We start from the raw sequence: 14,014 nt of genomic DNA on the forward strand, positions 1-14,014 counted from the left end.
GGTACCCCCGGACGCGCCCTGGAGGTTGCCTGGATGAACGAACCATCCGTGTAGGCAAGGGAGTTGCGCTCAGATGCCAAAACCAGCGGAGCGCAGGTTCTTCCGAGCCGATGTCGCGGTGCCCGAGGCGCGTTCATTCTTACGCCATGTGCTGAGCCAGTGGGACATCATCGACCGTTCCGACGACGCCCTGCTCTGCCTCTCGGAACTCACGACGAACGTGATTCGGCACGCGGTCCCGCAAGGCGGGTACTTCCTCGTCGCGGCATCCCTCATCGACGGCCGCCTGCGCGTCGAGGTCCATGACCAGTCCGGTCGCCTTCCCCATATCAACTGCCCGGATGCCGAGGACGTGTCCGGACGAGGGTTGTTACTCGTGGATGCCCTCGCCGACGAATGGGGTGTGCAGCCGCACGTTCCGAGCGGCAAGACCGTATGGACCGAGTTCAAGATCGAGACCCGGCAGGAACCAGCGTCGGGAGTGATCGCATGCTGACACAGCCCGGCATGATCGCGCCGAGCGCCGGACTGCTCGCCCCGGTAGCCGCAAGGTTCTGGATCGATCCCACGAAGGTCGGCCACGTCGCCTTCCCCCTGATCGCGCACCCGTCCTTGGGCGCACTTCGTCAAGACCCGCGCCGCCCCCTCCTCAGAGCTTCCGCCCCGCTGCCCCAGGGCGGCCCGGCGGGGGGTTACCGCACCATCCCGAGCACCATCGACCAGTGAAAGGCGACAGTGATGTCCGTACTCGTTGACCGCGTCCCGACCCTCTCGCACGTGACCCGCTCCCAGCCCGCCGGCCCCCTGGCCACCCGGCCCTTCGGACTGGACGCCCTGACCACCCCCGTCCCCGTCGGCCGGCAGCCTGCGGTCTCGGTCGATCCGGACTCGCAGCTCTCGCTGGTCGAAGGCGCTATCGCCATCAACATCGAGGCAATGGCCGGTACGTCGTGCAACACCGAGTCGGACGGCAGGGACGCCATCGCCATCGACACCGACCAGAACGACGACTGATGACCCCCACCCATGGGCAGAGCACGCGCGGCGCGGTGGCGCCTCGCGTGCTCGTCATCACCTACGCACTCGACCCCACCGCCGACTTCCTGTTGCGCGAGCTGGGCGAGCGTGGCGTGCCGTTCTGGCGTACGGACCTGGCCGACTTCCCCAGCCGGTCGACGCTCACCGCCGAGTTACGGCCCGATGGCCGATGGCACGGGCGAATGTACGACCAGCTGCGCGGCGTCGACCTGTCCGAGGTCCGATCGGTGTGGTGGCGCAAACCCACCATGTACTCCTTCCCCGACACCATGAGCGACCCCGAACGACGCTTCGCCGCGTCGCAGGCCAAGTGCGCGCTCCCGGGTGTGCTCGGCTCGCTCCCCGACGTGCTGTGGGTCAACCGCCCGGAGCGGAACGCCGATTGCACGAAGCCCGCACAGCTCGCCGTCGCGGCCGAGGCCGGGCTCCGCGTCCCGGAGACGCTGATCACGAACGACCCGGGCGCCGTCGCCCCGTTCGCCGCCAAGTGCGGCGGGCGCATCGTGACCAAGGTGTTTGGCAGCATCGTCCACACCGAGGACGGCAAGCGCGGGCAGCTCTATACCCGTCGCGTCCCGTCCGAACAGTTCAGCGACCCGCGCATCGGGCTCACCGCCCACCTGTTCCAGCGCGAGATCACCGACAAGGCGTACGAGGTGCGCGTCACCGCCGTCGCTGGGCAGCTCTTTCCCGTCGCCGTCCACGCACCAGAAGGCCCCGCCCGCCTCGACTGGCGCCGCGACTCGTCGACACTCGCCTACACACCCGCCGAGCTCCCGAGCGACGTCGCCCACGGCATACGCGCCCTGCTGCGCGACCTCGGCCTGGTCTACGCCGCGCTCGACCTCATCGTCGACACCACCGGCACGCACTACCTGATCGACGTGAACCCCGGCGGGCAATGGGCATGGATCGACCTCACCCGTGAGGCCATCACCCACGCTCTCGCCGATCTACTGGAGGAAGGCACCCCGTGACCACCGATCCCGACCTCGCCCAGGCCGCCGCCGTCGGACGCGCCAAACTCGCCCAAGCCCTGGTCGACTCAGGCGACGTGACCGACTCCGACTGGCAAGCCGCGTTCGAGAGAGTGCCCCGGCACGTATTCGTCCCCTACTTCTACGACCACACTGGCCGCAAAATCTCTGCGGACGACGCTGAGACGCGCGACCAGTGGTTCGACGCCGTGCACGAGGACCGAGCCTTGGTCACGCACCGCACCGACGGCGCGGCGACCTCGTCGAGCTCTCAGCCTTCGATCATGGCGACGATGCTGGAGGCATTGCGGGTCGAGGACGGTGTCGGCATGAAGGCGCTGGAGATCGGCACCGGGACCGGCTACAACGCCGCACTCCTCGCGCACCGCCTCGGCAGCCACTTCGTGACCACCGTCGACACCGAGCCCGAACTCATCACCGCAGCGCGCGCTCGTCTCGCCGAAGCCGGATACGAACCGCGTGTCGTTCTCGCCGACGGCGCGTACGGACACGCGGAACTCGCTCCGTACGACCGCATCATCGCCACCTGCCGCATCGACTCCGTACCGCCCGCATGGGTACGCCAACTCGCCGATGGCGCCGTCACCGGCAGCGGCGCAGGCCAGATCCTCGCCCCGCTCGGCAACGCCTTGGTCCGCATCCTCCGCACTGGCCCCCTCAGAGCCGAGGGCCGGTTCCTCCCCGGGGGCGCCTACTTCATGCCGCTGCGACGCGCCGCCGGTGACGGCGTCCCGACGCGGCGGCCCGAGCTTCCCACCGGCGAGGGCCGCCTCACGGACGTACCCGCCGCCGCAGTTGCCAACAACGCGTACCGCTTCCTGCTGAGCATCGTCGAGCCCGACCTCGACTGGCAGTACGACCTCGACGAGGACAAGAAGCCGACCGCTGTCCGCGTCTGGTCCGCCGATGGCGCGATCGCCAGCCTCCACGCCGACGGCACCGTGAGCGAGGCCGGCCCCCGCTCCCTGTGGTCCCGGCTCGAAGACGCGCACCGCGTCTTCACCGAGCACGAAGAGCCCGGCCCCGAGCGCTACGGCCTCACCGTCGACAACGATGCCCAGCGCGTATGGCTCGACTTCTCGGACGGCCCGAGCTGGGACCTCCGCACATAGCCGAGTCGCGACACCACACGTTCAAGAGCAAGCACCCGGCGGCCGACGTCTCCGCAGGTCCGCCCGAGGCTCAAGCCCCGAGGCTCAAGCCCCGAGTCGCAAGCCCCGAGGCTCAAGCCCCGAGTCACGAGCGTCGGGCCCCGAGCTCTCTCTTGTAGGAATGGGTGGTGGGGTTCAACCCACCCACCCTCCCTGTCTTTCCCACCAGGTTCCGAACTGCGCTGCGGGCTGCGCGAATTCGACCAGGAGTGACGTTTGGTGACCGAGTTGCGCCGGAGCGTTAGCGCGCTCTAGGTTCGCGATGAGCAACCCACTATCCGTAAAACGGACAACCCCGGTGGTGCTCGCAACACCGACCGGGGTCTGACCGTAAGAGATCGCCTGCTAGAAAGGCTCGATCCCCATGGCTTCTGCCAACCTTAGTGCCGCCCTGCGCGCGCCCGCCCACCCCATGGCGAAAGCCGGGTACGGAAAGCGCCACGCCCCCGACCAGGCCCCGCCCCGCGCCGACGACTTCGCCGGCCTGGAGCCGCGCGAGGCGGCCGTCGCCGCGTACGTCGACCGGCTCCCCGAAGGCGCGGCGATCGGCTACAAAGTGCTCGCCGAGGAACTGCCGGACTACGGTCAGCAGGCGTGTCGCAGCGCGCTGGACCGGCTGACCCGGGCCGGACATCTGCGGCGCATCAAGGTCCATGTCACCGTGGCCGACGGCCAGATGCGCTGGGTGACGCGTACGTACTTCTCCCGGACCGCCCGTGACGCCGACTGGTGGGCCGCCCATGTGCGGTTCGTCCGGGGCATGGACGCGCCGGGCCAGCCCCCGGCGCCCGCTGCCACTTCCGCCGCCGCGGAAACGGTCGAAGAGCCCGAGCCCGGCGTCCGGGCCCCGCGCTCGGAGGCGTACGACATCCTCGCCGGGCTCGGCGTCCGCGAGCCCCGGCTCCAGCTCGCCGAGGGCGACTGCGTGGAGCTGGAACACCTGGTCGGGGAGTGGCTGGCGCGCGGCGTCGGCCGCGAGCAGCTCACCCGGGTCCTGACGTCGGGCCTGCCGACGCCCGTGCACTCCGCCGGGCATTTCCTTCGTAAGCGACTGGAGACCAAGATGCCGCCGAACCCCGCCCCCCGGCCGGAGAAGGACCACCCGAGCGAGCAGGTCGTGAGCGTCGTGATGATGTGCCTGTTCTGCGACGAGGACGAGACGACGACCACGCTGGACCACGGCGTCTGCCGCGACTGCCGCGCTCAGATCGCGCGCGACGAGGCGGCCGGCCTGACCGGCGACGTACCGGACACCTTCCTGGCCCGGCCGCGCGCCGAGGTCGACGTCGCCGCCCGCATGGCCGAACTCCGCTCGGCCACGGTGCGCCCGGTCCTTCCGGCCCCGAGGCCGCGCCGGTGAGCGTGCGGGACATCCCGGTCGGGGCACCATGGAGGCAAGGAGGCGACGCCATGACCCCCAGGACCACCGCCCAGCCCCAGATGAGTACCGAAGAGTTCGAGGAACTCGCCCGCCGAGCTCCCGAACTGGTGCGGCTGGAGTTCATCAACGGAAAGGTCCAGGTCAAGCCCGTGCCCGACGGCAATCACGGGGCGATCGTCATGTGGCTGCTGAGGCAGTGCATGCAGCGGCGTCCGGAACTGTCGCTCTTTCCCGATCAGGGCCTCGCGATCGAGACGTACCGCAAGGGCCGAGCTCGCCCCGACGGCGTCCTCGCACCCGACGAGCACTTCGCCGGGGCGGGGGAGTGGGCCGACCCCACCGGCGTACTGATGACCGTCGAAGTCACCTCCCGTGACGCGGACACCAACCGGCGCGACCGGGTCGAGAAGCCCGACGGTTACGCGGCGGCCGGCATTCCGGTCTATCTGCTCGTCGACCGAGAGGGGTGCTCGGTCACCGTCTTCACCGAGCCGGAGAAGGGCGCGTACCGCTCCGCCACCACCCGGCCCTTCGGCGCGGTCGTCGAGCTGCCCGGACCGGTCGGCTTCACGCTCGACACCGAGAAGCTCAAGGAGTACGCCGACTGACGCTCCCGGCTCGCACGCCCGCGCCCGATCGTGTGGGCTGGGACACAAACGGGAGTGCTCCCGGGCTGGGCGGGCAACAGCCCCGTACGAGCGGTTCGGAGCGACACGCCGTACCGGGTGGTGAGCGGGACATCTCATCATCTGGTACGGACGGGTCGATTCCGGACTGCTCGTTAAACTGAGCCGACCGCAGTAATGACTGAGCGAGGAGCGCACGTGGGCCTTGTCGTGCAGAAGTACGGAGGCTCCTCCGTAGCCGATGCCGAGGGCATCAAGCGGGTCGCCAAGCGAATCGTCGACGCCAAGAGAAACGGCAACCAGGTGGTTGTCGTGGTGTCCGCGATGGGCGACACGACGGACGAGTTGATAGACCTCGCCGAGCAGGTATCACCGATCCCTGCCGGCCGTGAGTTCGACATGCTGCTGACCGCCGGTGAGCGGATCTCCATGGCCCTGCTGGCGATGGCGATCAAGAACCTGGGCCACGAGGCCCAGTCGTTCACGGGCAGCCAGGCCGGTGTCATCACCGACTCGGTCCACAACAAAGCGCGCATCATCGACGTCACGCCGGGCCGCATCCGGACCTCGATCGACGAGGGCAACATCGCCATCGTCGCCGGGTTCCAGGGCGTGAGCCAGGAGGGCAAGAACATCACCACCCTCGGCCGCGGCGGGTCGGACACGACCGCCGTCGCGCTGGCCGCCGCGCTGGACGCCGAGGTCTGTGAGATCTACACCGACGTCGACGGCGTCTTCACCGCGGACCCCCGGGTCGTGAAGAAGGCGAAGAAGATCGACTGGATCTCCTTCGAGGACATGCTGGAGCTGGCCGCGTCCGGTTCCAAGGTGCTGCTGCACCGCTGCGTGGAGTACGCACGTCGTTACAACATCCCGATCCACGTCCGCTCGTCCTTCTCCGGACTGCGCGGCACCTGGGTCAGCAACGAGCCGCTAGGGGACCAGCAGGTGGAGCACGCGATCATCTCCGGAGTCGCCCACGACGTCTCGGAGGCCAAGGTCACCGTCGTCGGCGTCCCGGACAAGCCGGGCGAGGCGGCCGCGATCTTCCGCGCCATCGCGAACGCCGAGGTCAACATCGACATGGTGGTGCAGAACGTCTCCGCCGCGACGACCGGGCTGACGGACATCTCCTTCACCCTGCCCAAGGCCGAGGGCCGCAAGGCCATCGACGCCCTGGAGCGGACCCGGAGCGCCATCGGTTTCGACTCGCTCCGTTACGACGACCAGATCGCGAAGATCTCCCTGGTCGGCGCCGGCATGAAGACGAACCCGGGCGTCACGGCCGGATTCTTCGAGGCGCTGTCCGACGCGGGCGTGAACATCGAGCTGATCTCGACATCCGAGATCCGCATCTCGGTGGTCACCCGCGCCGACGACGTCAACGAGGCCGTGCGCGCCGTGCACACCGCCTTCGGTCTCGACAGCGACTCCGACGAGGCCGTCGTCTACGGAGGCACCGGCCGATGACCGCACACCGCCCTTCGCTCGTGGTCGTCGGCGCGACCGGGGCGATCGGCGGTGTCATGCTCCGGATCCTCTCGCAGCACGCGGACGTCTGGGGCGAGGTCAGACTCGTCGCCTCACCGCGCTCGGCCGGCCGCAAGCTGGCCGTGCGCGGTGAGGAGAGCGAGGTCCTCGCGCTCACCGAGGACGTGTTCGACGGCATCGACGTGGCCCTGTTCCTGGTGCCGGACGAGGTGTCCGCCCACTGGGCCCCGATCGCCGCCGCCAAGGGCGTCGTCGTCATCGACGACTCGGCGGCCTTCCGGCTCGACGACGACGTACCGCTGGTCGTCCCGGAGATCAACCCCCATGCCGCGCGCCTCCGGCCGCGCGGCATCGTCGCGTCCCCGAACTGCACCACGCTGTCGCTGATCGTCGCGGTCGGCGCGCTGCACGCCGAGTACGGGCTGCGCGAGCTGATCGTCTCCTCGTACCAGGCGGTCAGCGGAGCGGGCCGGGACGGTGTCGCGGCCCTGCGTGAGCAGTTGGCGCTGGTGGCGGGCACGGAGCTGGGCACCCAGCCCGGGGACGTACGCCGGGCCCTCGGTGACGAGGCCTCCACGGCGGACAGCCCGTTCGCCGCACCCGTCGCCCTGAACGTCGTGCCCTGGGCGGGTACGGACGCCGGGGACGGCTGGTCCTCCGAGGAGATCGCCATCCGCGAGGAGTGCCGCAAGGTGCTGGGTCTGCCGGATCTGCGGGCCACCGCGACCTGTGTGTACGTCCCGGTCGTCGCCACGCACTCGATGTCCGTCCACGCCCGCTTCGAGAACGAGGTCGCCGTCGGCAAGGCGCACGAGATCCTGGCGACCGCCCCCGGCGTGGTGCTCTTCGACAGCCCGGCGTCCGGGGATTTCCCCACTCCGTCCGATGTGGTCGGCACCGATCCCACCTGGGTGGGCCGTGTCCGGCGGTCGATGGACGATCCGCATGCCCTGGAAATGTTCCTTTGCGGTGACAATCTCCGAAAAGGTGCGGCATTGAACGTGGCGCAGATCGCCGAATCCGTCGCCGCCGAATTTCCCCGGTGATGATCGAATCTGTTTTGTAGGATCTGTGAACGCCCTATGAGCAATTTGCTGGTCTGAACCTCTTGAGCTGGGGCGTTGCCGTATCCGACGATGATCACCCGGCCACCTGCAACCGCACCTCGGCCGGGCGGCGTCCATGCGGTCACTTCTTGCGTGACCGGACGCCAAGACGGGGCATTTGGGGAAGAGCAGGTATGTATGAGGGCATGTCGCACAGCGCTGAACCTGGCGCCGTCCGCGTACAACCCTGACGGGGGGCAGCGTGTCCAACAGGCGTGGCAGAGGTTCTCGACATCACTGTGGTGGGCCCGTTGCGAGGCGCGTCTGCGCGTCCGCTCCGGCGGCCCCGTCGTGCGCCCGGCGGTATGCCGGTGATCGCGCCCATGCCCGCCGCGCGCCCGGCGCAGCTGCCCTCGCAGCGCGGGGGTGCTGACGAGACCGTGGCAGCGGGAACCACGGTCGACCATCTCACCGAGACCTATCGCGCCCACTACCGCTCCCTGCTCGGCCTCGCGGCCCTGCTGCTGGACGACACCGCGTCCTGCGAGGACGTGGTGCAGGAGGCGTTCATCCGCGTGCACTCCGCGCGCAACCGGGTCCGCGAGCCGGAGAAGACCCTCGCGTATCTCCGCCAGACCGTGGTCAACCTCTCGCGCTCCGCACTGCGCCGCCGCATCCTCGGGCTGAAGCTGCTCTCCAAGCCGATGCCGGACATGGCGAGCGCGGAGGAGGGCGCCTACGACCAGCTGGAGCGGGACGCGCTGATCAAGGCGATGAAGGGGCTTCAGCGACGCCAGCGCGAGGTGCTGGTGCTGCGCTACTTCGCGGACATGACGGAGGCCCAGGTCGCCGAGACGCTGGGCATCTCCCTGGGGTCGGTCAAGGCGTACGGTTCCCGGGGCATCGCGGCGCTGCGCGTCGTGATGGAGGCCCAGGCGTGAGCGGGCCCGAGCAGCGACCCGGACAGGGCCCCGGGCAGCGCCCCGGGCACAGGCACGAGAATGACCCGACGGGAAACGGCATGGTGAACCACGGGCCGGAGGAGACTCCGGACACCGATCCGCAGCGCCCGTACGACGGGAGCGCGGGCCCCCGGCCGGTCGGGAAGCTGCGGCCCGTGCCGCCCGTGCGGGTGGACCCCGAGGCGGGCGAGGACCCCGACGGCCTGGACGAGGTGGCCCTGCGCCGCATGCTCCAGGGCGCGGTGCGGGAGCTCACGCCCGCCGAGGGGACCCTCGACCATCTCCTCCAGGCCGTCCCCGCCCGCCGGGCCAGGCGACGGCAGGCCGTCGTCGGGGCGGCCGCCGCGGTCCTGCTGATCGGCACCGCCGTCCCCGCCTTCGTCCACGTCGCGACTTCGGACGGCCCGTCCACCGTCCGCCCCGCCATCGCCGGACACGGCGAGCGGGCCCAGGGCGGCAACGGGGACGACACCGGCCCCGAGGAGTCCGGCCGGCGGACCGTGGAACCCACCGAGCGCGAGATCGCGGGCGGCGCCGGCGCGGCCGCCCCGGACCCCGGCCCCACCGAAGGCGAGGGCGGCGACCCCGGCGGGGCGGTGCCGGGCGAGGCGTCCGACGCCCCGAGCGCGGATTTCTCGTCCCTGCCGGTCTGCGGCCCGAGCCGGCTCGGCGTCGCCTCCGCGGATACGGACGCGCCGCGGGCGGACGGCACGGTCTACGGCAGCTTCAAGATCGCCAACGTGTCCCGCAAGGACTGCACGGTCAGCAGCAACGGCACGGTGGGCTTCACCGCCGTCGGCGCGGCCGACCCGCTCAGGATCGACGTCGTCCAGCACGCCGCGGGCGACGCGGCCCCCGGTCTGCCCGACCCCTCGCAGGAGCCGGGCACGGTGCTGCTGAAGCCGTCCATGGCGTACGAGGTGCGGTTCGCCTGGGTGCCGACCGACACCTGCCCGGCCGTGAGCCCCTCGCCGAGCCCGACCCCGTCGGCGGACGGCGCGGGAGGACCGGTCGGCGAGGACACCGAGGAGGCGGGCGTCGAGGCGCAGTCGCTGCACGAGGACGGCGGGGGCACGGCGGAGGGCAGCGTCACGGTGACGCACACCCCGGAGGCGGGAGCGCCCACCGCGGAGACGGAGATCCCCGACGCCTGCGCGGGCACGATCTACCGCACGGGTGTGCTCGCCACGTCGTAGTCCGGCTACCGCACGGGTGTGCTCGCCACGTCGTGGTCCGGCGCGGACGGGTCGCCCTGAGATGCGGACGGGTCCTCCGGCGAGGACGGGTCCTCCGGCGAGGACGGGTCCTCCGGGGCAGCGGCGGGGTCCTCCGGTACGAGACCGAGCGCGATGTCACGCACGGCCTCGGCCTCGCGGCGCACCAGCCGGAACCACATGAAGAGCACGAAGCCGGCGAAGACGAACCACTCGCCCGTGTACCCCAGGTTCTGGAACGCCTTCAGATCCAGGCCGCTGCCCTGCGGGGCGGCGGCGGGCACGGGCTTCATCGCACCGCCCGTAGCGCCCGCCCCGGCCTCGGGAAGCGTCACCCAGGCGTCGTACACGTCGTACGGGACGAGGTTCACCAGGGTCGCGGCGCTGATCATGCCGACCTGGCCCCTGGGGAGCCCGCCCCGGACGTCGACGCCGTCGCTGTTCGTGTTCTCGGAGGCCTGGAGGTCGCCGGTCACCGTGACCTCGCCCTCCGGCGCCGCGGGCACCCGGGCGTCGCTCGCGGAACCGGGCAGCCAGCCCCGTACCACCGGCAGGGCCTTGCCGCTGTCGGTACGCAGCATGTTCAGGACGTAGAAGCCCTGCCGGTCGTCCAGTTCACGGCCGGGCACCAGGAACTGGTCGGCGTACGTGCCGGTGGCGACGGCCGGGCGGCCGGACGTCACCTTGTCGACGGGCAGCAGCTCGTCCAGGGGCTTCGCGGTCCGGGTGCTGGGATCGGGCTGCTTCTCCGCCTGTTCGTGCGACTGCACGCGGTCCTCGAAGCGGCCGAGCTGCCAGGTGCCCATGAACACGCAGAACGGGATGGCCAGCACGACGAAGAGGTTGATCCCCCACCATCGCGGGGTCAGCAGGAACCGGTACACCCCTCCAAGGTACGGTTCCCCGCCCCGGGCTCCCGGAGCGGGGTCCGTGATTTATCCGGTTCTTACGCCCGTCTGCGGCCCATACGCCTGCTTCCGGGCCTTACGCCTGCTTCCGGGCCTTACGCCTGCCTCCGCCCTTACGCCTGCCTCCGGGGCTTACGCCGGCCTTCGGCCCGGGTTCACCCCGCCGAGCCGGTCACCGCGCCTCCGCCCAGGTGCTTCAGGGCGAACTCCAGCTCCAGCCGCACCTGCTTGATCCGCTCCTCCACCACGAGCGAGCCGTGCCCGGCGTCGTACCGGTACACCTCGTGGACCGCGCCGCGCGCCGCCAGCCGGTCCACGTAGTTCTCCACCTGACGGATGGGGCAGCGCGGATCGTTGACGCCCGCCGAGATGTAGAGGGGCGCGCGCACCGCGTCGACGTACGTCAGCGGGGACGACGCCTCGAAGCGCTCGGGGACCTCCTCCGGAGTGCCGCCCAGCAGCGTGCGGTCCATCGCCTTCAGGGCCTCCATCTCGTCGTGGTACGCCGTGACGTAGTCCGCGACGGGCACGGCCGCCAGCCCCAGCGACCAGGAGCCGGGCTGGGTGCCGAGGCCGAGCAGGGTCAGATAGCCGCCCCACGAACCGCCGGCCAGGACCATGCGCTCCGGATCCGCGAGCCCGGACGCCACCGACCACTCCCGCACGGCCGCGATGTCCTCCAGCTCGATCAGACCGACCCGGTGCTTCAGCGCGTCCGTCCAGGCGCGGCCGTAGCCGGTCGAGCCCCGGTAGTTGACCCGGACGACCGCGAAGCCGTGGTCCACCCAGGCGGCAGGACCGGAGGCGAAGGCGTCGCTGTCGTGCCAGGTCGGCCCGCCGTGGATCTCGAAGACCGTGGGGAACGGCCCTTCGCCGGTGGCGGGCTTCTGGACGAGGGCGTGGATCCGGCCGCCCGGCCCCTGCACCCACGCGTCCTCGACGGGCACCGACGGCGGGGCCTTCGCGCCGGGCGGGTCCAGGACCACCGCACCGCTCGTCGACCGCACCACGGGCGGCTGCGCGGCCGAGGACCACAGATACTCCACCGTGCCGTCCGGGCGGGCCGTGGCGCCCGACACCGTGCCGGCGGGGGTCTCCACGCGCACGGGCTCCGCCGCCCCCGGTTCGTACCGCCATAGCTCGCTGCGGGCCTCGAAGCTGTGCTCGATGAGCAGCGCGGAGCCGTCCGGATACCACTCGGCCCCCACATCGCCCGGCAGGTCGACCGGCAGAGCGGTCTCCGTACCCGCGACCGGGTCCCAGATCATCGGCTCCCAGCGGCCCCGGCGCTGATGCCCGACGAGCAGCCGGGTGTCCCCGGCCACCGGTGCGAAGCCCAGCACGGCGAGCCCCAGCTCCTTCGTGCCGCCCTCGGTGTCGTCCAGCTCGGCCACCGTGGAGCCGTCCGGGCGCACCACGCGGAGCGCGGAGTGCATCGCGTCACCGTGCTCGGTGTGCTCCAGCGCGATCAGGGTCCCGTCGTGGGAGAGGTCCCCGACCCCCGCGGACTCCCGGTGCCGGTAGATCTCCACGGGCTCGCCGCCCGGCTTCCGCACCAGGTGGACCGTCGTGCCGTCCTCGTCGGTCGAGCGGCCGATCACCGCCGAACCGTCCCGCCCGATGGCCAGGCCCGCCGGGTAGGAGGGCGCGAGACCCGGGGCGGCCGGCTCGTCCTCCCCGCCGCCGAACGGCTGGCGCATCCACACCCCGAACTCGTCGCCGTCGGTGTCGCTGAACCACCAGATCGCTTCGCCGTCCGGGGTCAGCACCCCGTCCGTCGTGCCGTTCGGCCGGTCGGTGACCTGGCGCTGCCGCCCGCTCGCCCGGTCCCACGCGTACAGCTCGTAGGTACCGGTGGCGTTGGAGACGAACAGCGCGTGGTCGGGGGCGTCCTCGGCCCAGTCGGGCAGCGAGACACGAGGCGCACGGAACCGCATCTCCCAGTCGGGCACATGTGCTGCATCAGTCGTCATGCCCCCATCCAACCCGATGCTGCGGCCTGCCCGTAACGGGATTCGGTAAGGGGATTCGGAAACGGGATTCGGTAGCGGGGTTCGAAATGTGGTTCCGTAACGGGATTCGGGAACGTGAAGTCGTCGTATTCGTTTCGCGCCATTCATTTCGCCGGCCCGTTCGCGCCTTTTCCCTTGCCGGTCCGCGACCCTGGACCGAGAGCGTGGAAAACCACTCGTGCCCCTCCCGGCCCGCGGGTAGCTTTCCGGTCATGTACTCCCCGGCTCCGGACGACTGGCACGACACCAACCGCGCGCGCTGGGACGAACGCGTGCCGATCCATGCGGCGAGCGACTTCTACGAACTGGACGCGTTCCGGGCGGGCAAGGACGCGTTGCGCGCCTTCGAGCTGGCCGAGGTCGGCGACGTCACCGGGAAGACCCTGCTGCACCTCCAGTGCCACATCGGCGTGGACACCCTGTCCTGGGCGCGGCACGGTGCCGCACAGGTCGTGGGCCTCGACTTCTCCGAGCCCGCCGTCGAGACGGCCCGGGGCCTGGCCGGGGAGCTGGGCCTGGGCCCGGACCGGGCGGCGTTCGTCGCGGCCGATGTGTACGACGCACCGGCCGCCGTCCCCGACTCCGCGTACGACATCGTCTACACGGGCATCGGCGCGCAGAACTGGCTGCCCGACCTCGACCGCTGGGCCGAGACCGCCGCCTCGCTGGTCGCCCCCGGCGGATTCCTCTACCTCGCGGAGTTCCATCCGCTGACCGACGCGATGGACGAGACCGGTTCGGTCGTCACCGACGACTACTTCAGCCGCGACGCCTGGGTGGACGAGACGCCGGGCACGTACGCCGACTTCGACGCGCCGACGGTGCACAACCGCAGCGTCGAGTGGCAGCACCCGGTGGGCCGGGTGGTGACGGCGCTCGCCGCGGCCGGCCTGCGGATCGAGTTCCTCCACGAGCACGATTCCTCGCTGTTCCAGCGGTTCGGCACGCTGGATCGCCACGCGGACGGTCACTACCGCTTCCCGGCGGGCCGGCCGAGGATTCCGCTGATGTACTCGATCAAGGCGTCGCGCCCCGCGGAGCGTCAGGGATAGGGGTAGGGGTAGGGCACAGCGTCGGGGGTCAGGGATAGCCGCAGGCCGGCGCCGCTCCGCAGGGCTTCTCCGGCCGATTGTCAGTGGCGGGGTACACACTCGTTTCCATGACCGACACGACAGGCGGAACGGCGG

At 70.9% G+C, this 14,014-nt stretch carries 14 protein-coding genes; 12 read left to right on the plus strand and 2 right to left on the minus strand.

Features of this window, described 5'->3' with window-relative positions; genetic code table 11:
• The first annotated feature begins 73 nt into the window (after positions 1-73).
• The 11 genes from ACGF2Y_RS30880 to ACGF2Y_RS30930 all read left to right on the plus strand — a co-directional run bounded on the left by ACGF2Y_RS30880 (position 74) and on the right by ACGF2Y_RS30930 (position 9,889).
• Positions 74-496 (plus strand): ATP-binding protein, encoded by a 423-nt coding sequence (locus ACGF2Y_RS30880; protein ID WP_392954313.1) that lies wholly within the window; start codon positions 74-76, stop codon positions 494-496.
• A complete protein-coding gene (locus tag ACGF2Y_RS30885; RefSeq protein ID WP_392954315.1) occupies positions 490-726 on the plus strand; it encodes a hypothetical protein in 237 nt (78 codons plus the stop codon). The genes ACGF2Y_RS30880 and ACGF2Y_RS30885 overlap by 7 nt, the downstream gene beginning before the upstream one ends.
• 12 nt (positions 727-738) lie before the next feature.
• On the plus strand, positions 739-1,014 hold the full coding sequence (locus tag ACGF2Y_RS30890; protein WP_392954317.1) for a hypothetical protein: 276 nt from the start codon (positions 739-741) through the stop codon (positions 1,012-1,014).
• The gene (locus ACGF2Y_RS30895; RefSeq protein ID WP_392954319.1) at positions 1,014-2,015 is read left to right on the plus strand and encodes an MvdC/MvdD family ATP grasp protein; all 1,002 of its coding nucleotides are present in this window, start codon (positions 1,014-1,016) and stop codon (positions 2,013-2,015) included. The genes ACGF2Y_RS30890 and ACGF2Y_RS30895 overlap by 1 nt, the downstream gene beginning before the upstream one ends.
• Positions 2,012-3,148, plus strand: coding sequence for a methyltransferase domain-containing protein (locus ACGF2Y_RS30900; protein WP_392954321.1), 1,137 nt, complete (start codon positions 2,012-2,014; stop codon positions 3,146-3,148). The genes ACGF2Y_RS30895 and ACGF2Y_RS30900 overlap by 4 nt, the downstream gene beginning before the upstream one ends.
• 403 nt (positions 3,149-3,551) lie before the next feature.
• Positions 3,552-4,547: a hypothetical protein gene (locus ACGF2Y_RS30905; protein WP_392954323.1), complete on the plus strand. Its 996-nt coding sequence runs from the start codon at positions 3,552-3,554 to the stop codon at positions 4,545-4,547.
• A gap of 50 nt (positions 4,548-4,597) precedes the next feature.
• Positions 4,598-5,176: a Uma2 family endonuclease gene (locus ACGF2Y_RS30910; RefSeq protein WP_392954325.1), complete on the plus strand. Its 579-nt coding sequence runs from the start codon at positions 4,598-4,600 to the stop codon at positions 5,174-5,176.
• 216 nt (positions 5,177-5,392) lie between these two features.
• Entirely contained in the window at positions 5,393-6,664 is a 1,272-nt protein-coding gene (locus ACGF2Y_RS30915) for an aspartate kinase (RefSeq protein ID WP_392954327.1), read from the plus strand.
• A complete protein-coding gene (locus ACGF2Y_RS30920) occupies positions 6,661-7,731 on the plus strand; it encodes an aspartate-semialdehyde dehydrogenase (protein WP_392954329.1) in 1,071 nt (356 codons plus the stop codon). The genes ACGF2Y_RS30915 and ACGF2Y_RS30920 overlap by 4 nt, the downstream gene beginning before the upstream one ends.
• 365 nt (positions 7,732-8,096) lie before the next feature.
• Positions 8,097-8,672 carry a SigE family RNA polymerase sigma factor gene (locus ACGF2Y_RS30925; RefSeq protein ID WP_015609509.1) on the plus strand — a complete coding sequence of 192 codons (576 nt, stop codon included), beginning with the start codon at positions 8,097-8,099 and terminating at the stop codon, positions 8,670-8,672.
• Between the two features lie 83 nt (positions 8,673-8,755).
• Positions 8,756-9,889 (plus strand): hypothetical protein, encoded by a 1,134-nt coding sequence (locus ACGF2Y_RS30930; protein ID WP_392954378.1) that lies wholly within the window; start codon positions 8,756-8,758, stop codon positions 9,887-9,889.
• 5 nt (positions 9,890-9,894) lie between these two features.
• Here ACGF2Y_RS30930 and ACGF2Y_RS30935 read toward each other — a convergent pair whose 3' ends face one another.
• Positions 9,895-10,791 carry an SURF1 family protein gene (locus tag ACGF2Y_RS30935; protein ID WP_392954332.1) on the minus strand — a complete coding sequence of 299 codons (897 nt, stop codon included), beginning with the start codon at positions 10,789-10,791 and terminating at the stop codon, positions 9,895-9,897.
• Positions 10,792-10,970: 179 nt separating this feature from the next.
• Positions 10,971-12,788 (minus strand): prolyl oligopeptidase family serine peptidase, encoded by a 1,818-nt coding sequence (locus ACGF2Y_RS30940; protein ID WP_392954334.1) that lies wholly within the window; start codon positions 12,786-12,788, stop codon positions 10,971-10,973.
• A gap of 251 nt (positions 12,789-13,039) precedes the next feature.
• Here ACGF2Y_RS30940 and ACGF2Y_RS30945 point away from each other — a divergent pair, with 251 nt between their 5' ends.
• Positions 13,040-13,879 carry a class I SAM-dependent methyltransferase gene (locus ACGF2Y_RS30945; protein ID WP_392954336.1) on the plus strand — a complete coding sequence of 280 codons (840 nt, stop codon included), beginning with the start codon at positions 13,040-13,042 and terminating at the stop codon, positions 13,877-13,879.
• Positions 13,880-14,014: the final 135 nt, after the last annotated feature.

Source organism: Streptomyces sp. NPDC048142 (genome assembly GCF_043202835.1).
In the GTDB taxonomy this organism is placed as follows: Bacteria; Actinomycetota; Actinomycetes; order Streptomycetales; family Streptomycetaceae; genus Streptomyces.